The organism is Streptomyces sp. NPDC101219 (genome assembly GCF_044767675.1).
Taxonomy (GTDB): domain Bacteria; phylum Actinomycetota; class Actinomycetes; order Streptomycetales; family Streptomycetaceae; genus Streptomyces.
In genome coordinates this window covers 80,235-96,994 of record NZ_JBIWOK010000008.1, presented here as the reverse complement: position 1 = coordinate 96,994, position 16,760 = coordinate 80,235, and the positions used below count along the sequence as shown (strand labels likewise).

The following is a 16,760-nucleotide window of genomic DNA, read 5'->3' as shown; positions in this document are numbered from 1 at the left end:
GTACCGGGGCGAGCCGCCCCGCGGGACGACCGGGCGTTACCGGGTCACGGCGAAGTGGCGCAGGATCGCCTCCGCGAGGTCCGGGTCACCCTCGGTCTTGATGCGGTCGGCCACCTGCTCGTGGGTCACCCGGCCGCAGGCCAGGCGGACGTACGTCTCCCAGTCGAGGGTGAGGGTGACGGCCGGGCCCAGCGCGGGCGCGGTCTCCAGTGTGCCGCGGCCCTGGATGTCGACGCGGACCGTGCGCAGGAACTCCAGCGGGCCGTGCACGTCGACGACCACGGCCGAGCTGCGGGGCGCCTGGGCCTCCTCGGCCACCACCCGGGGCAGCTCGCCGAGCAGGACGTCCCGGGCGACGTGCGCGCCGGGGGAGTCGAGGTTGCCGGGGCGGCCGAGGGCCGCGCGCAGGTCCTGCTCGTGGGCCCACACGTCGAAGGCGTGCCGGCGCATGGACTCCTCGAGCGTGAGCTCGGTGCCGAGCGGGCCGCGGACCAGGGTGGAGGGGTCGCGGGACTCGTTGCGCAGCTGGCGGTTGCGGCGGATGACGACGTACTCCAGCTCGGCCGTCATCTCCGGCGCCGTGTGGTGGCGGCGCACGTCGACCTGCATCTCCATGTAGCGCTGGTGGTCGTTGGTGACGTGGAACAGGTCGCGCGGCAGCGTGTGGATGGGACGCGGGTCGCCGAGCATCTCGGTGTCCAGTCCGATGACGTGGGACACCACATCACGGACCGACCAGCCCGGGCAGGGCGTCCGCCGGTTCCAGTCGGCCTCCACGAGCGGCTGCACCAGCTCGGATATCGCGTCGATGGAGTGCGTCCAGGCGTCGGCGTAGGACTGAAGGGCGGGATGCAGGCTCACGGAACTGGGACCCCTCGGCGGTCGGTACACGGGCATTTTGTGGCGGCGGTGCCTGTGGGCGGTGGCTGCACTCGGCGGGACCCCCAAGTTACGCTGCTGTGGGGCACCCCGGCAGTGCTTTGGTGTGACGATCGTAGGCCCGTGGCCGCGGGTCGAATGCCAGGACGGTGGTAGTGTGCGCGCTTCTCTCCTCCAGATCGCCGTGAACGAGGGCGAATCGGTCGAATCGCGTCGGCAGCGGGCCGCCGCCCTGGTGCGGGAACAGGCCGGGGCCGATCTCGTGGTGCTGCCCGAGCTGTGGACCACGGGTGCCTTCGCGTTCGAGGAGTTCGCGAGTGCGGCGGAACCGCTCGACGGGCCCACCCGCGAGGTGATGGCCAAGGCGGCGAGCGACGCGGGCGTGTGGCTGCACGCGGGGTCCGTCCCGGAGCGGGCGCCCGCCGAGGACGGCGCCGGGGAGGGCGTCCTCTACAACACCTCGCTCGTCTTCTCCCCCTCCGGCGACCTGGCCGCCGCCTACCGCAAGATCCACCGCTTCGGGTTCGACAAGGGCGAGGCCGTGCTGATGGGCGCGGGCGACACGCTCGTGACGGTACGTCTGCCGGACACGGTGCTCGGGCTCGCGACCTGCTACGACCTGCGCTTCCCGGAACTCTTCCGCGCCCTCGTCGACGAGGGCGCGGAGACCCTCGTCGTCCCGGCGGGCTGGCCGGAGCGCCGCCGCTCCCACTGGACGCTGCTGGCGCGGGCGCGGGCGGTGGAGAACCAGGCGTTCGTCCTGGCCTGCGGCACGGCCGGGACGCACGGCGGCATCCCGCAGGCGGGCCACTCGCTCGTGGTGGACCCCTGGGGCGAGGTGCTCGCCGAGGCCGGGCCCGGGGAGCAGGTCCTCACCGTGGACTTCGACCCGGCCGCGGTGGCGGGCACCCGCGCGCGCTTCCCCGCCCTGAAGGACCGGGTCCTGGGGCTGGCGGAACCCCGGCGCTGAGGACGGCCCGGGAGCCGCGGCCGTCACCGCGTTGGTCAACCGGAGCCGGTGGCGGTCGCCGCTTCGGTCAGCTGGTGCCGGTGGCGGTCGCCGCTTCGGTCAGCCGGTGCCGGTGGCGGTCGCCGCGTCCGTCACCCGGTGCCTGCGGCGGGCGTCGCGTCAGTCGTCCCGCTCTTTGTCCGCGAGGTGGATGACGCACACCGCCACCGCGATCAGCAGCGCCGGGTCGGCGTCCTCGCGCACGACGTCGACGCCGTAGGTCTCCCGGACGTGCAGCCACCGGCGGGAGACCACGGCGAGGAGTTCGCCGTCGTACTCCACGGCGAACTCCCGGTCGAGGATCCTGCCGCTGACGTCCAGTTCGCTGCCGTCGGCCAGGGCGACCCGGTAGTGGTTGCGCAGCAGGGACAGCCGCTTGCGGCGGATCGTCGCCAGCGGTTCGCCGCCGCGTTCCATCACCATGGTGTCGCGCAGGGCGAACATCTTCTTGCGGATGTCGACGAGCACCCGGCCCTGGGTGTCCTTCAGCTCGAAGGTGTCCCGCAGCCGCATCGCCTTGCCGTCGACGAGGTAGACCTTGTTGCCCCGGTCGTCCTCGATCCAGTAGTCGTCACCGATGCCGAGCAGCCGCTCGCGTACCAGGAATCTCATGCCACCAGCCCTTCCCCGCCCCCGGGGACGGAACGCCGCGGGGTAGGCCGTTCGGCGCCACGCGGGGAGCGGGGCCGGGAAGCGCGCCCCTCGTGACCACCGTCGTGCGGCCTCCGTGACGGGCGCTGCGAGTGGACCGGGCCGGGCGCCGTGACGGCCGGTGGGCCCGACGGCTGACGGCCGCTGCAGGCAGCCGCCGCGGCGACCGCACTGACCCGGGCCCCCGACGGCCTGCCCCGGTCAGACCCCGTACCCGTCGCTGTAGCCGTCGCGGTGCGGCGGCCGGGTGTCGTCGACGACCGGCGTGGCGGGCGGCACGACGACCCGGCGGCGCCGGGCGATGCTGCTGAAGGTCGCCACCCCGATCAGGCCGACGATCATGAAGATGACGCCGACCAGGTCAAGGTTGACACCCTGCATGTCCCAGTCGGTCGCGAACGTGAGGATCGCCCCCACGGCAATGAGGAGTATGCATCCACCGAGACCCATGAGTGTGTCGCCTTCCCGTCCGGTCGTTCCGGTCGTCGACACCGGGTACCCGGCCCGCCGCCGCTCATGCCGTCGAGCGGCGGCCGACCCTCCGTCAGTCAGCCCTCCAGGAAGGCCACCAGGGCGTTCGCCAGCAGGAACGGGTCGCGGGCGCCGCACAGTTCGCGGGCGCTGTGCATGGACAGGATGGCCACGCCGATGTCGACCGTCTTGATGCCGTGGCGGGCGGCGGTGATCGGGCCGATCGTGGTGCCGCACGGCATGGCGTTGTTGGAGACGAACGACTGGAAGGGCACGCCCGCCTTCTCGCAGGCGGCGGCGAACACCGCGCGGCCCGAACCGTCCGTGGCGTAGCGGTTGTTGACGTTGACCTTGAGGATGGGGCCGCCGTCGACCCGCGGGTGGTGCGTGGGGTCGTGGCGCTCCGCGTAGTTGGGGTGCACGCCGTGGCCGGTGTCGGAGGACAGGCAGACGCTGCCGGCGAGGGCGCGCGCCCAGTCCTCGTAGGAGCCGCCGCGCGCGAACACCGAGCGGGAGAGCACGTTGCCGAGCAGCGGGCCGTCGGCGCCGGTGTCCGACTGGGAGCCGTTCTCCTCGTGGTCGAAGGCGGCGAACACGGGGATGTACGGCAGGCGGCGCCGGCCGGCCTGCGGGTTCGCGGCGTGTCCGGCCACCGCGGCCAGCGCGGCCGTACCGGCGTGGACGGAGAGCAGGTTGTCCATGCGGGGGCCGGCCAGCAGTTCCTGGTCGCGGCCGAGGTAGGCGGGCGGCTCGACCGGGTGCACCATCAGGTCCCAGCCGGTGACCTGGCCCGACGGGACGCCGGCGGCCTCACCGAGGAACGTGATGAGGTCGCCGTCGCGCACGTCGTCGCCCAGGCCCCACACGGGCTGCAGGTGCCGCTGCTTGTCCAGCTTGAGCCCATCGCTGTTGACGGCGCGGTCCAGGTGGATGGCGAGCTGCGGGATGCGCAGCAGGGGCCGGTCGACGTTGACCAGCCGGGTGGTGCCGTCGCGCAGGGACAGCCGTCCGGCGAGGCCCAGGTCCCGGTCCAGCCAGGAGTTGAGCAGTGGGCCGCCGTAGATCTCCACGGCGACCTGGCGCCAGCCGTGCGCCCCGCTGTCGGGCTGCGGCTTCACCCGCAGGTTGGGGGAGTCGGTGTGGGCGCCGACGATCCGGAAGGGGGTGTGCGTGGTCGCGCCCTCCGGCACGTACCAGGCGACGATGGCGCCGCCGCGCAGCACGTACCGGCCGCCAGCCTTGGTGTTCTCCGCGTCCCAGGCGTCCGTCTCCGACACCTGCCGGAAGCCCGCCTTCTCCAGCCGCGCGGCGGACTCGGCGACCGCGTGGTACGGCGTGGGGGCGGCCGACAGGAAGGACATGAGGTCGTCGGTGTGGCCGCGGTGGAACGCCCCGGTGGCTCCCGTGGAGCTCGTGGCGGGAGCGGCGGCGGAGGAGGGGCGGACGGTTTCGCTCATGGGTTCACCTTAACGAGGACGAGGGCCCGCCCCCCATGGGAGCGGACCCTCGCACGGTCCGTACGGCGGTGGTGCCGGATCTGTGCCTAGAAGGCGGCCTCGTCCAGCTCCATCAGGTCCAGCTCGACGCCCTCGGCGACCTTGCGGGCCAGGGTCACGCCGGGCAGGACGTTGGCCGCGAAGAACTTCGCCGCGGCGATCTTGCCGGTGTAGAACGCCTGGTCCTTGGCGCTCGCCGTCGGGAGCTTCTCGGCCGCGACGGCCGCGCCCTTGAGCAGCAGGTAGCCGACGACGACATCGCCGGAGGCCATCAGCAGGCGGGTGGTGTTCAGGCCCACCTTGTAGATGTTCTTGACGTCCTGCTCGGTGGCCGCGAGGTCGGTGAGCATCAGACCGACGACGGCCTCCAGCTCCACGGCCGCCTTGGCCAGGTGCTCGCGGGCGCCGGCCAGCTCCTCGCCGCCGGTGCCGAGGGCGAGGAACTTCTTGATGTCCTCGGCGAGCGAGTTCAGGGCGGCGCCCTGGTTGCGGACGATCTTCCGGAAGAAGTAGTCCTGGCCCTGGATGGCGGTGGTGCCCTCGTACAGGGTGTCGATCTTGGCGTCCCGGATGTACTGCTCGATCGGGTACTCCTGCAGGAAGCCGGAGCCGCCGAAGATCTGCAGCGACTGGGCGAGCTGCTCGTAGGCCTTCTCGGAGCCGTAGCCCTTCACGATCGGCAGGAGCAGGTCGTTGAGGGCGTGCTCGGTGGAGGCGTCCTCGCCGTTCGCCTCCTTGACCTGGATGGCGTCCTGGACGGAGGCGGTGTACATGACCAGGGCGCGCATGCCCTCCGCGTACGCCTTCTGCGTCATGAGCGAGCGGCGCACGTCGGGGTGGTGCGTGATGGTGACCTTGGGCGCGGTCTTGTCCATGAAGTTCGCCAGGTCGGGACCCTGGACGCGCTCCTTGGCGTACTCCAGCGCGTTGAGGTAGCCCGTCGACAGCGTGGAGATCGCCTTCGTGCCGACCATCATGCGGGCGAACTCGATGATGCGGAACATCTGGCGGATGCCGTCGTGCTTGTCGCCGATCAGCCAGCCCTTGGCGGGGTGCTTGTCGCCGAAGGTCATCTCGCAGGTGTTGGACGCCTTCAGGCCCATCTTGTGCTCGACGTTCGTGGCGTAGACGCCGTTGCGCTCGCCCAGCTCGCCGGTCTCGAAGTCGAAGAGGTACTTCGGGACGAGGAACAGGGACAGGCCCTTGGTGCCGGGGCCGGCGCCCTCGGGGCGGGCGAGCACGTAGTGGAGGATGTTCTCCGACATGTCGTGCTCACCGGAGGTGATGAAGCGCTTCACGCCCTCGATGTGCCAGGAGCCGTCCTCCTGCTGCACGGCCTTGGTGCGGCCGGCGCCCACGTCCGAGCCGGCGTCCGGCTCGGTGAGCACCATCGTGGAGCCCCACTGCTTCTCGGTGGCGAACTTCGCGATGTGCTTCTGGACCTCGTTGCCCTCCTCGAAGAGGATGCCGGCGAAGGCGGGGCCGGAGGAGTACATCCACACGGCCGGGTTGGCACCGAGGATGAGCTCGGCGTAGGCCCAGATCAGGGAGCGGGGCGCCGTCGTGCCGCCGATCTCCTCGGGCAGGCCGAGGCGCCAGTACTCGGAGTCCATGAAGGCCTGGTAGCTCTTCTTGAAGGACGCCGGGACCGGGGCCGTGCTGGTCTCCGGGTCGAAGACCGGCGGGTTGCGGTCGGCGTCGGCGAAGGACTCGGCGAGCTCGTTCTCCGAGAGGCGGTTCAGCTCCTCGAGGATGCTTTTCGCGGTGTCGACGTCCATCTCCTCGAAGGGACCCGTGCCGTACAGCTTGTCGCGTCCGAGTACTTCGAAGAGGTTGAACTCGATGTCGCGGAGATTCGACTTGTAGTGCCCCATGGCGACGGCTCCGTTAGAGAGAGATCGGCGAGGCACTGACTCCTCGCGCTAGTTCACGTACCAACAAGTAGCTACGATGATGCTACCCGTCGGTAATAAGAAGCAACCCCGATCCGGACATCTGTGACTCAGCCCTCCCGCGGGTCAGTAGTCTGTGCGGCATGTACGGCTACGACCAGAGCGCCGGAGCGCAACAGGGTTACGTCCCGCCGCAGCAGCACGTGCCGGGCGGGTACGGGCAGCAGCCGCCGCTGTACCCGGAGCCGTCCCCGCCCTCGCTCGCGGACGCGGTGCGCGCCTTCACCACCGGTCAGCTGGCCGCCGAGGACTTCCAGCAGATCTTCGCGACGTCCAAGGTCTACTGCCCGCGGGGCGACAATCCCGGCTTCCTGGCCCTGCACAACACCCAGCAGCCGGTGATTCCGATGTTCACCTCGCTCAAGGAGCTGCGGCGGTACGCGGGCAAGGAGTCCAAGTACTTCGTGATCACGGGGGCGGAGGTGATCGACCTGCTGCCCACCGGCTACGGCTTCGTGCTCGACATGGAGGGCGAGCACCGGATGGTGTTCGACGCGAAGGCCGTGGAGCAGATGGTCGAGTTCGCGATGCGCCGGATGTACGGCTGACGCCCCTTGATACGCAGACGGCTGACGCCGTTGCCCGCGGACGGCCGGCCGCCGTCGACCCGCACGCCTGGTGGCCCGGAGGGAATGCCCTCCGGGCTCTCGTCGTTCGGGGTGGCAGGAAGTTCAACGCTCAACTAAAATGGCCGCAACCGAGGAGGTACGCCATGCCCGCAGTGACCGTCCAGAACCCGTTGACGCTGCCCCGTGTGACCGTGCAGAACGACGCCGTGGCACGTCCCGTGCTCGCCGTCACGACCGCGCCGAGCGGTTTCGAGGGTGAGGGCTTCCCGGTCCGCCGGGCGTTCGCCGGGATCAACTACCGCCATCTCGACCCGTTCATCATGATGGACCAGATGGGTGAGGTGGAGTACGCGCCGGGCGAGCCCAAGGGCACCCCCTGGCACCCCCACCGCGGCTTCGAGACCGTGACCTACATCATCGACGGTGTCTTCGACCACCAGGACTCCAACGGGGGCGGCGGCACCATCACCAACGGCGACACCCAGTGGATGACCGCCGGCGCGGGCCTGCTGCACATCGAGGCGCCGCCGGAGCACCTGGTCGTCTCGGGCGGCCTCTTCCACGGGCTCCAGCTGTGGGTGAACCTCCCGGCCAAGGACAAGATGATGGCCCCGCGCTACCAGGACATCCGCGGCGGCAGCGTCCAGCTGCTGACCTCCCCGGACGGCGGCGCGCTGCTGCGGGTCATCGCGGGCGAGCTGGACGGCCACCAGGGCCCCGGCATCACGCACACCCCGATCACCATGATCCACGCCACTCTGGTCCCGGGCGCCGAGGTCACCCTGCCGTGGCGGGAGGACTTCAACGGCCTGGCGTACGTCATGGCGGGCAAGGGCGCGGTCGGCGCCGAGCGCCGTCCCGTCCACGTGGGCCAGACCGCCGTCTTCGGCACCGGCTCCTCGCTGACCGTCCGCGCGGACGAGCAGCAGGACTCGAACACGCCGGACCTGGAGGTCGTCCTCCTCGGCGGCCGTCCGATCCGCGAGCCCATGGCCCACTACGGCCCGTTCGTCATGAACACCCGCCAGGAGCTCCAGGAGGCCTTCGAGGACTTCCAGAAGGGCCGCCTCGGCACCATCCCGGCGGTCCACGGGATGAGCGAGGGCGGGCTGTAGGTCCCTGCGAGCCCGCACGGACGGGCCCGGCCCCCACCCGCACGGTGAGGGCCGGGCCCGTTCGGCTCCGGGGCGCGGCTTCCTGGCCCCGGTGGCTGGTTCCGCGCGGTGTCGCGCCCGGCATGCGCTCGGACGTCCTGGTCCGCGCGGCCCACCGGGCAACGACGCCGCGGGAAGACTGCCCGCTCCGGGCAGTGCCCTCGGGCCGGGGCGGCGCGATCATGGCGCGGGGAGGGCTGAATGAACAAGCGATACGCGCGGAGGATGCTGCGGCGGATGGAGAGCGGGGAGCCCGTCGAGGTGCGGCCCGCCCGGGCCACCCTGCGCCACTTCTCGGAGCTCACGGCTCTCGCCGAACAGTTCGGCTACGTCTACGAGGACGTGCGGCGGGACGCCGGGCCGCAGGGCAGCGGCTACGCGATCTCGATCGTGCCCGACCCCCGTCCGGAGGCCCGCGAACGCGCGGCGGCCCACCGGGCGGCCCATCCGCGTGCCGCCGACGGCGGTGAGCTGCCGCCGCTGGTGCCCGCCGAGGTCGAGCTGCTCCGGGCCCGCATCGGGTACGACCTGGTCGCCGGGAACACCACCGGGAAGCTGGCCGTGGTCTCCGTCGTCGGCCTCACCGTGCTGGCCGTGTGCCTGGGAATCCAGCTCGGTGTCGGCCTCCGGGGCGCCCTCGTCATCGCCGTCGGCTGGGCCCTGGTGACGGCGATCGTCCCCGTGGGGTACGCCCGCAACCGGCGCTACGTGGCCCGGCAGGAGGAACTGCTGCGGGACGCCGGCTTCACCCCGGTGACGGAGCCGGACGGGCGGCTGCGTTTCCTGCCTCCGCAGGGGCAGGCTCCCGGGGCCGGGGGCAGCCGCTGACCGGCTGAGCCGAGCCGCCCGCCGTCGGCGCTCGTCCGTCCCGGGCCGCGTTCAGGCCGGCTCGGCGGCCGGGGGGCGCGGCTCGTCGGTGCCGTCGGTGTGCTCGGCGTCGGCGGTGGCCGTCGCCCCGGTCGCCGCCTCCGTCTCGTCCGTCTCGTAGAGCTCGAACCAGATGCTCTTGCCGCGACCGCGCGGATCCACCCCCCAGCCGTCGGCCAGGATCTCGATGAGGAGCAGCCCGCGGCCGGAGGAGGCCAGCTCGCCGGGGGAGCGGAGGTGGGGGAGGTCGTCGACGGTGTCGGTGACCTCGATGCGGACCCGGCGGCCCTCGCCGCCGCCGGTGACCTCCGCGACCATCAGGGCGTCGGCGTCGGTGTGCACCAGGACGTTGGTGAGCACCTCCGACAGCAGGAGCACCGCCGAGTCGAGCTGGTCCGGGGAGGACCAGTCGTGCAGCAGCTCGCGCAGCTGCTGCCGGGCGACCGAGACCTGTTCCGGTTCGGTCTGCGCCACCGTCAGCATCGTCCGGCGCACGGGGGGCCGTACGAGGTCCCGGTCTGCGCCGCAGCCGCATCCTTCGCCGGCGCGGCACAGCAGCAGCACGGCGATGTCGTCCTCGCGGCGGTCGGTGAGCGGGCCGGTCGTGTGGTGGGAGCGGGGGCCGTGCACGGCCTGGACCACGGCGTCGGCCAGTTCCTCCAGGTTGCCCCGGTGCCCCTCAAGAGCGGTCCGCAGACGCTGCCAGCCGGTGTCCAGGTCGTGACCGCCGGTCTCGATGAGGCCGTCCGTGCAGATCAGCAGGGTCTCGCCGGGTTCCAGGATGAGCCGGGTGATGGGGTAGTCGGCGTCCGGGTCGATGCCCAGCGGCAGGCCGCCCGCGGTGGGCCGGGACAGGACCGTCGCGTCGGCCATGCGGATCACCGGGTCGGGGTGCCCGGCGCGGGCGAACTCCAGGACGCCGGTGCTGGGGTCGACCTCCACGTACAGGCAGGTGGCGAAGCGCAGCTCGTCCGGGTCGCCGTCGCCTATCCCGTGCAGGAAGCGGGAGGCGCGGGCCAGGACGGCGTCGGGCGGGTGCCCCTCGGAGGCGTAGGCACGCAGGGCGATCCGCAGCTGGCCCATGAGGCCCGCGGCCCGGACGTCGTGCCCCTGCACGTCGCCGATGACGAGGGCGAACCGGTTCCCCCCGGGCAGCGGGATCATGTCGTACCAGTCGCCGCCGACCTGGAGTCCGCCGCCGGTGGGCACGTAGCGCGCGGCGACGCGCATGCCCGGGATGCGCTGCGGCCCCAGTCTGGGCAGCATCGACTGCTGGAGTCCGTCGGTCAGCGCCCGCTCGCTCTCGGCCGTGCCCGCGCGGGACAGCGCCTGGGCCAGCATCCGCGCCACCGTGGTCAGCACGGACCGTTCGTCGGGGGTGAAGGCGACCGGGTAGGTGAAGGCCGCCATCCACGTGCCGATGGTCCGGCCGGACACGGTCAGCGGCAGGAACGCCCAGGACTGGCGGCCGAAGCGCTGGGCGAGCGGCCAGGTCAGCGGATAGCGCTCCTTGTACTCCTCCGGGGACGACAGGTAGACGGCGCGGCCGGTGCGGAGCACCTCGGTGGCCGGATAGTCGGTGTCCAGCGGCATGAAGGTGAACGGGTTGTCGTCGCCGGCCTCGTGTCCGTGGTGACCGATGATCGTGAGCCGGTCGGCCTCGACGCCGAACACCGCGAGCCCGTCCGGGGAGAAGCCCGGCATGGAGAGGTTCGCCGCGACCCGCAGCACTTCCTGCGTGGAGCGCGCCTCGGCCAGAGCCCTGCCCGCGTCCAGCAGGAACGCCTCGCGCGAGCGCCGCCATTCGCCGGTGACCGCGTTCCGCCCGGCGGAGGTGCCCGGGGTGGGATCGGTGACCTCCTGGAGGGTTCCGGTCAGGACGTAGGCCTTGCGTTCGGGGTCGAAGGACGGCCGGAAGCGGCTGCGCACCACCCGCAGGACCTGTGCCTGTCCGTCCATGCGCCGCTGGTCGCCCATGATCCGGATGCGGACCTCGCCCAGGGTGCCCTCGGCGAGGGCGAGCCGGACCACCCCGGTGATCTCGTTCCAGTCGACGGGGTGCAGCCGGGCCCGCACCCTGGCCTCCGTGAGAACTGCCTGCTCCGCGGGCAGACCGAGCAGCCGAGCCGCCACGGCGTCGACCGTGACCGTGCCCGCGGCGGTGTCCCAGTGCCAGCGGCCGGTGTCGAGAGCGGCGAGGACATCGCCCACGGACGGCAGGGGCTCCCCAGTGCGCATTGCCCCACTTTAGGGAGATTCAGCCGAACGATGCCACTGTTGTCGCACGCGTGCGCGAGTGGTAATCGGGGGGAGCCGATCTTGGCCCGGCCGGTAGGCTTGGGGGAGTTTCACGTGAAACAAAGCCCCGATCCGCGAAGACTGGATGAACGACGATGCATCGGTACAGGTCCCACACCTGCGGCGAGCTCCGCGCCTCTGACGTCGGCAGCGACGTCCGGCTGAGTGGCTGGCTGCACAATCGGCGCGACCTGGGCGGCATCCTCTTCATCGATCTGCGCGACCACTACGGCATCACGCAGCTCGTCGCCCGGCCGGGCACGGAGGCCTACGAGGCGCTGGACAAGCTGTCCAAGGAGACGGTCGTCCGGGTCGACGGCAAGGTCGTCTCCCGCGGCACCGAGAACGTCAACCCCGAGCTGCCGACCGGCGAGATCGAGGTCGAGGTCGGCGAGGTCGAGGTGCTGGGCGCCGCGGCCCCCCTGCCGTTCACCATCAACGCCGAGGACGGGGTCAACGAGGAGCGGCGCCTGGAGTACCGCTTCCTCGACCTGCGCCGCGAGCGCATGCACCGCAACATCCTGCTGCGGACGTCGGTCATCTCGGCCATCCGCCAGAAGATGACCGCGCTCGGCTTCAACGAGATGGCCACGCCGATCCTGAGCGCCACCTCCCCGGAGGGCGCGCGCGACTTCGTCGTCCCCTCCCGCCTGCACCCCGGCAAGTTCTACGCCCTGCCGCAGGCGCCGCAGCAGTTCAAGCAGCTGCTGATGATCTCCGGCTTCGACCGCTACTTCCAGATCGCGCCCTGCTTCCGCGACGAGGACGCCCGCGCCGACCGCTCGCCGGGCGAGTTCTACCAGCTCGACGTCGAGATGAGCTTCGTCGAGCAGGAGGACGTCTTCCAGCCCATCGAGAAACTCATGACCGAGCTGTTCGAGGAGTTCGGCAACGGCCGTCACGTGACGTCCCCGTTCCCGCGGATCCCGTTCCGCGAGGCCATGCTGAAGTACGGCTCCGACAAGCCGGACCTGCGCGCCAAGCTGGAGCTCGTCGACATCACCGACGTCTTCGAGGGCTCGGAGTTCAAGGCGTTCGCCGGCAAGCACGTGCGCGCGCTGGCCGTGCCGGACGTCTCCGGCCAGCCCCGCAAGTTCTTCGACCAGCTCGGCGACTACGCGGTCTCGCAGGGCGCCAAGGGCCTGGCCTGGGTGCGCGTCGGCGAGGACGGCTCGCTGACCGGCCCGATCGCCAAGTTCCTCACCGAGGCGAACGTCGCGGAGCTGACCAAGCGGCTCGCCCTCGCCCCCGGCCACGCGGTGTTCTTCGGCGCCGGTGAGTTCGACGAGGTCTCGAAGATCATGGGCGCGGTCCGGGTCGAGGCCGCCAAGCGGGCCGGACAGTTCGAGGAGAACGTCTTCCGCTTCTGCTGGATCGTCGACTTCCCGATGTACGAGCGGGACGAGGACACCGGCACGATCGACTTCTCGCACAACCCGTTCTCCATGCCGCAGGGCGGCATGGAGGCCCTGCAGACGCAGGACCCGCTGGACATCCTGGGCTGGCAGTACGACATCGTCTGCAACGGCGTCGAGCTGTCCTCCGGCGCGATCCGGAACCACGAGCCGGAGATCATGCTCAAGGCGTTCGAGATCGCGGGCTACGACCGGGAGACCGTCGAGGAACAGTTCGCCGGCATGCTCCGCGCGTTCCGCTTCGGCGCCCCGCCGCACGGCGGCATCGCCCCCGGCGTCGACCGCATCGTGATGCTCCTCGCCGACGAGCCCAACATCCGCGAGACCATCGCCTTCCCGCTCAACGGCAACGCCCAGGACCTGATGATGGGCGCCCCGACGGAGCTGGACGAGGCCCGGCTGAAGGAACTGCACCTCTCGGTGCGCAAGCCGCAGCCGAAGTAGACGGCACCGGCTCGCCGACCGTGCGAGGGGCCCGGAAGCGTGCACCGCTTCCGGGCCCCTTCGCCGTTGCCGCTGTGCCGCCGGCCTTATCCGGCCGGTTCCCGGCCGTCGAACAGGTCCTCGGCACGCTCCACCGTGCCGGAGCGGTCGAGCCAGTCGCCGAGGACGTCGAGATCGGTGCAGTCGGTGATGCGCTGACGGACTTCGTCCGACACAGGAATGCCCCGCACCTCCAGGACACGAAGGATGCCCCTCGCCTCGCCTTCGGCCTTCCCCTCCAGGTACTTCTCCTCGAACAGCGTCCCGTGCCCCGGGAAGTGGGTGACGACGTCCTGCATCAGCTTCCTCCAGTTCTTCCTGGCCGGAGTGGACTCCAGGCCGACTTCCACCACTTCGAACCAGTACTTCGTGACGTCCGGCGCGAAGGACAGGAGCCCGCGGGCGACCGTCTCCAGTATGGCCGCGGCTCGTGAACTCTGACTGTGCACGATGGCGGAGAGGTATGTGCTGGGCATCGGCCCCCGGCTCGCCGTCGCGCCGGAGGCGTGGGCGGGCTTCGTGGCGTGCGCGTCGGGGAGCCGGTCCGTCGAGTGACGTGTCCTGCTACCGCGCCACGAACTGGGTGAGGATGGCCTGCACCTCGTAGATGTCGACGCCCTTGGTGAAGGTCTTCTGGATCGGGGTCGGGGAGCTGGAGATCCAGATCTTCAGTTCGGCGTCGAGGTCGAAGTGGCCGGCGGTCTCCACCGCGAAGTGGGAGATGCTGCGGTACGGGATCGAGTGGTACTCGGTCTTCTTGCCGGTGATGCCCTGCTTGTCGATCAGGATCAGCCGGCGGTCGGTGAACAGGATGGTGTCGCGGATCAGCAGGAACGCGGCGTGCACCTGCTCCCCGTGGCCCAGCAGACGGGCGTAGTCCTGCTGCGCCTGCGCGGGATTGACGGTGTGCGCGTTGCCGAACAGTGCCATGGAGGCCCCCCGGGAGTGGTCGGCGGCCGGACGGCCGCTGTCCCGTCGATCCTCGCAAACGCGCGGGGCCCGGGAGAAGGATGTCGTCCTCCCGGGCCCCGGCTGTGGCGTGCGTGTTACGCGGTCGGCTTCTCCTCCAGGCGGGGGAAGAGCGCCGCGCCCTTCGTGACCGTGGAGCCGACGGGCAGCAGGCCCCAGGTGCCGGAATCCTGGACCTTCTGGTCCGCGAGCGCGCCGAGGCCCGCCTCCGCGCCGAGGGAGTCCCACAGCTTCTGGGACGTCTCCGGCATGACCGGGTTCAGCAGGACCGCCACCGCGCGCAGCGACTCCGCCGCCGTGTACAGGATCGTCGCCAGGCGGGCCTTGCCCTCGTCGGAGGTGTCCTTGGCGACCTTCCAGGGCTCCTGCTCCGTGATGTAGCCGTTGACCTGCTTCACGAAGTCGAAGACGGCGAGGATGCCGCTCTGGAAGTCCAGCTCGTCGCCGATGCTCCGGTCGGCCCGTGCGACCGCCTCGGCGAGGCCGTCGTGGATCGCCTTCTCGGCCTCGCCGGACGCCGTCGCCTCCGGCAGCTCGCCGCCGAAGTACTTGCCGACCATGGCCGCCACGCGGGAGGCGAGGTTGCCGTAGTCGTTGGCCAGCTCGCTGGTGTAGCGGGCGGAGAAGTCCTCCCAGGAGAAGGAGCCGTCCTGACCGAAGGCGATGGCCCGCAGGAAGTACCAGCGGTACGCGTCCACGCCGAAGTGCGACGTCAGGTCCTGCGGCTTGATGCCGGTCAGGTTGGACTTGCTCATCTTCTCGCCGCCGACCATCAGCCAGCCGTTGGCGGCGATCCTCCCAGGGAGGGGGAGGCCCTGCGCCATCAGCATGGCCGGCCAGATCACCGCGTGGAAGCGCAGGATGTCCTTGCCGACCAGGTGCACGTCGGCGGGGAACGTCGACTCGAACTTCTCCGGGTTCTCGTTGTAGCCGACCGCCGTCGCGTAGTTCAGCAGCGCGTCGATCCACACGTAGATGACGTGCTTGTCGTCCCACGGGACCGGCACGCCCCAGTCGAACGTGGAGCGGGAGATCGACAGGTCCTGCAGGCCCTGACGGACGAAGTTCACGACCTCGTTGCGCGCGGACTCCGGCTGGATGAAGCCCGGGTTGGCCTCGTAGTGGGCGAGCAGTTTCTCGCCGTACTCGCTCAGCTTGAAGAAGTAGTTCTCCTCCTTCAGCATCTCCACGGGCTTCTTGTGGACCGCGCAGATCTGCAGGCCCGCGTACTCACCCTCGCCGTCCAGCAGCTGGTCGGGGGACTTGTACTCCTCGCAGCCCACGCAGTACGGGCCCTCGTAGCCGCCCTTGTAGATCTCGCCCCGGTCGTACAGGTCCTGCACGAACTCCTGGACGCGGTCGGTGTGCCGCTTCTGCGTGGTGCGGATGAAGTCGTCGTTCGCGATCTCCAGGTGCTCCCACAGGGGCTTCCACGCCTCCGTGACGAGCTTGTCGGCCCAGGCCTGCGGGGTGACCCCGTTCGCCTCGGCCGTGCGCATGATCTTCTGACCGTGCTCGTCCGTGCCGGTGAGGTACCACACCTTCTCACCGCGCTGGCGGTGCCAGCGGGTGAGCACGTCGCCTGCGACGGTCGTATAGGCGTGGCCCAGGTGAGGAGCGTCGTTGACGTAGTAGATGGGGGTCGTGACGTAGTACGTCTTCGCCCCCTGCTTCTCTGATCCAGTGGCCGCCATGGTCGAAATCCTACTGGGCGCCCGGTGATCGACTCACACGCGTTTCGGGGGGTGGACGGGAGGGCACCGGCCCATCCCGCCCACCCCCCCGGGGGGTGTGGCTCCCGCGCCCTCGGCGGCAGAAGCTGCCTACGGGCGCCAGGACGCCAGGACGCCCTCGTAGAGCTCGTTGTCCGTGAGCTCTCTCGGCGTCGCCCCGGCGAGGAAGTGCGCGGTGTTCGGCGTCTTCAACTTGCGGAGGTAGTCGAACGCCTTGTTCTCCGGGTCACCGAAGGCGACGAAGGAGAAGAAGACCGCCGGGTGGGACGTGGCGGCCGCGGTGAGCGCCTGCGTCGCCGGGGTCTTCGCGTCCGGGGCGCCATCCGTCTGGAACACCACCAGAGCGGGGGTGTCCGGGCCGGGGCCCGACTTGTCGTGCAGGGCGAGGATCTCTTCGACGGCCGCGTGGTAGCTGGTGCGGCCCATCCGCCCGAGGGACGCGTGCAGCGTGTCGATCCTGTCCTCGAAGTCACCGAGGGTGAGGTCGCCGGTGCCGTCCAGCTCGGTCGAGAAGAAGACGACCTTCACCGTGGCCTCGGGGTCGAGGTGGGCGGCGAGGGCCAGCGTCTGCTCGGCGAGGGCCTGGGCGGAGCCGTCCTTGTAGTACGGGCGCATGGACGCGGAGCGGTCCAGGGCGAGGTACACCTTGGCACGGGTGCCGGCGAGGTGGTGCTTCTCGAGGGCGGAGGCAGCGGCGGTGTGGGCGGTGGTGAGGGCGGGGGGGATGGGCGTGGGGGTGGGGGGCGTGGGGGGGGGGGCCCCACCCTAGGCCGAGGCCGGCGGGAGCCCCACCGCCAACCGGCGCGCGAGCGAG

General features: G+C 70.9%; 14 protein-coding genes and 1 pseudogene. 5 read left to right on the top strand and 10 right to left on the bottom strand.

Annotation, left to right across the window (positions count from 1 at the left end; all coding sequences use genetic code 11):
* Window positions 1-36: 36 nt before the first annotated feature.
* A complete protein-coding gene (locus ACIRPP_RS17610; protein WP_403643292.1) occupies window positions 37-861 on the bottom strand; it encodes a maleylpyruvate isomerase family mycothiol-dependent enzyme in 825 nt (274 codons plus the stop codon).
* A gap of 175 nt (window positions 862-1,036) precedes the next feature.
* Here ACIRPP_RS17610 and ACIRPP_RS17605 point away from each other — a divergent pair, with 175 nt between their 5' ends.
* Window positions 1,037-1,849, top strand: a complete 813-nt coding sequence (locus ACIRPP_RS17605) for a carbon-nitrogen family hydrolase (protein WP_403643289.1) — start codon at window positions 1,037-1,039, stop codon at window positions 1,847-1,849.
* Between the two features lie 159 nt (window positions 1,850-2,008).
* Here the strand turns inward: ACIRPP_RS17605 and ACIRPP_RS17600 are convergent, their stop codons facing one another.
* The 4 genes from ACIRPP_RS17600 to ACIRPP_RS17585 all read right to left on the bottom strand — a co-directional run bounded on the left by ACIRPP_RS17600 (window position 2,009) and on the right by ACIRPP_RS17585 (window position 6,380).
* A complete protein-coding gene (locus ACIRPP_RS17600; protein WP_164351399.1) occupies window positions 2,009-2,500 on the bottom strand; it encodes an LURP-one-related/scramblase family protein in 492 nt (163 codons plus the stop codon).
* Window positions 2,501-2,740: 240 nt separating this feature from the next.
* On the bottom strand, window positions 2,741-2,989 hold the full coding sequence (locus ACIRPP_RS17595; protein WP_164334617.1) for a DUF6458 family protein: 249 nt from the start codon (window positions 2,987-2,989) through the stop codon (window positions 2,741-2,743).
* Window positions 2,990-3,087: 98 nt separating this feature from the next.
* Window positions 3,088-4,467 (bottom strand): M18 family aminopeptidase, encoded by a 1,380-nt coding sequence (locus tag ACIRPP_RS17590; protein WP_403643285.1) that lies wholly within the window; start codon window positions 4,465-4,467, stop codon window positions 3,088-3,090.
* Window positions 4,468-4,553: 86 nt separating this feature from the next.
* Window positions 4,554-6,380 (bottom strand): acyl-CoA dehydrogenase, encoded by a 1,827-nt coding sequence (locus ACIRPP_RS17585; protein ID WP_164334619.1) that lies wholly within the window; start codon window positions 6,378-6,380, stop codon window positions 4,554-4,556.
* Window positions 6,381-6,541: 161 nt separating this feature from the next.
* Between ACIRPP_RS17585 and ACIRPP_RS17580 the strand changes: the two genes are divergently transcribed.
* The 3 genes from ACIRPP_RS17580 (at window position 6,542) to ACIRPP_RS17570 (ending at window position 9,009) form a co-directional block, all read left to right on the top strand.
* Window positions 6,542-7,006, top strand: a complete 465-nt coding sequence (locus ACIRPP_RS17580) for an SseB family protein (protein WP_164334620.1) — start codon at window positions 6,542-6,544, stop codon at window positions 7,004-7,006.
* A gap of 164 nt (window positions 7,007-7,170) precedes the next feature.
* A complete protein-coding gene (locus ACIRPP_RS17575) occupies window positions 7,171-8,142 on the top strand; it encodes a pirin family protein (protein WP_403643281.1) in 972 nt (323 codons plus the stop codon).
* 240 nt (window positions 8,143-8,382) lie between these two features.
* The gene (locus tag ACIRPP_RS17570; protein WP_403643278.1) at window positions 8,383-9,009 is read left to right on the top strand and encodes a hypothetical protein; all 627 of its coding nucleotides are present in this window, start codon (window positions 8,383-8,385) and stop codon (window positions 9,007-9,009) included.
* 51 nt (window positions 9,010-9,060) lie between these two features.
* Here ACIRPP_RS17570 and ACIRPP_RS17565 read toward each other — a convergent pair whose 3' ends face one another.
* Window positions 9,061-11,286 (bottom strand): SpoIIE family protein phosphatase, encoded by a 2,226-nt coding sequence (locus ACIRPP_RS17565; RefSeq protein ID WP_403643276.1) that lies wholly within the window; start codon window positions 11,284-11,286, stop codon window positions 9,061-9,063.
* Between the two features lie 155 nt (window positions 11,287-11,441).
* Between ACIRPP_RS17565 and aspS the strand changes: the two genes are divergently transcribed.
* The gene (gene aspS / locus ACIRPP_RS17560) at window positions 11,442-13,205 is read left to right on the top strand and encodes an aspartate--tRNA ligase (RefSeq protein ID WP_403643273.1); all 1,764 of its coding nucleotides are present in this window, start codon (window positions 11,442-11,444) and stop codon (window positions 13,203-13,205) included.
* An 86-nt stretch (window positions 13,206-13,291) separates the two neighbouring features.
* Here aspS and ACIRPP_RS17555 read toward each other — a convergent pair whose 3' ends face one another.
* The 4 genes and pseudogenes from ACIRPP_RS17555 to ACIRPP_RS17540 all read right to left on the bottom strand — a co-directional run.
* Window positions 13,292-13,720, bottom strand: coding sequence for a hypothetical protein (locus tag ACIRPP_RS17555; protein WP_403643271.1), 429 nt, complete (start codon window positions 13,718-13,720; stop codon window positions 13,292-13,294).
* Between the two features lie 88 nt (window positions 13,721-13,808).
* A complete protein-coding gene (locus ACIRPP_RS17550; protein ID WP_403643268.1) occupies window positions 13,809-14,174 on the bottom strand; it encodes a PH domain-containing protein in 366 nt (121 codons plus the stop codon).
* 116 nt (window positions 14,175-14,290) lie between these two features.
* The gene (gene metG, locus ACIRPP_RS17545; RefSeq protein ID WP_403643265.1) at window positions 14,291-15,907 is read right to left on the bottom strand and encodes a methionine--tRNA ligase; all 1,617 of its coding nucleotides are present in this window, start codon (window positions 15,905-15,907) and stop codon (window positions 14,291-14,293) included.
* A 129-nt stretch (window positions 15,908-16,036) separates the two neighbouring features.
* Window positions 16,037-16,760, bottom strand: a pseudogene (locus ACIRPP_RS17540) (VWA domain-containing protein); the annotation flags it as partial.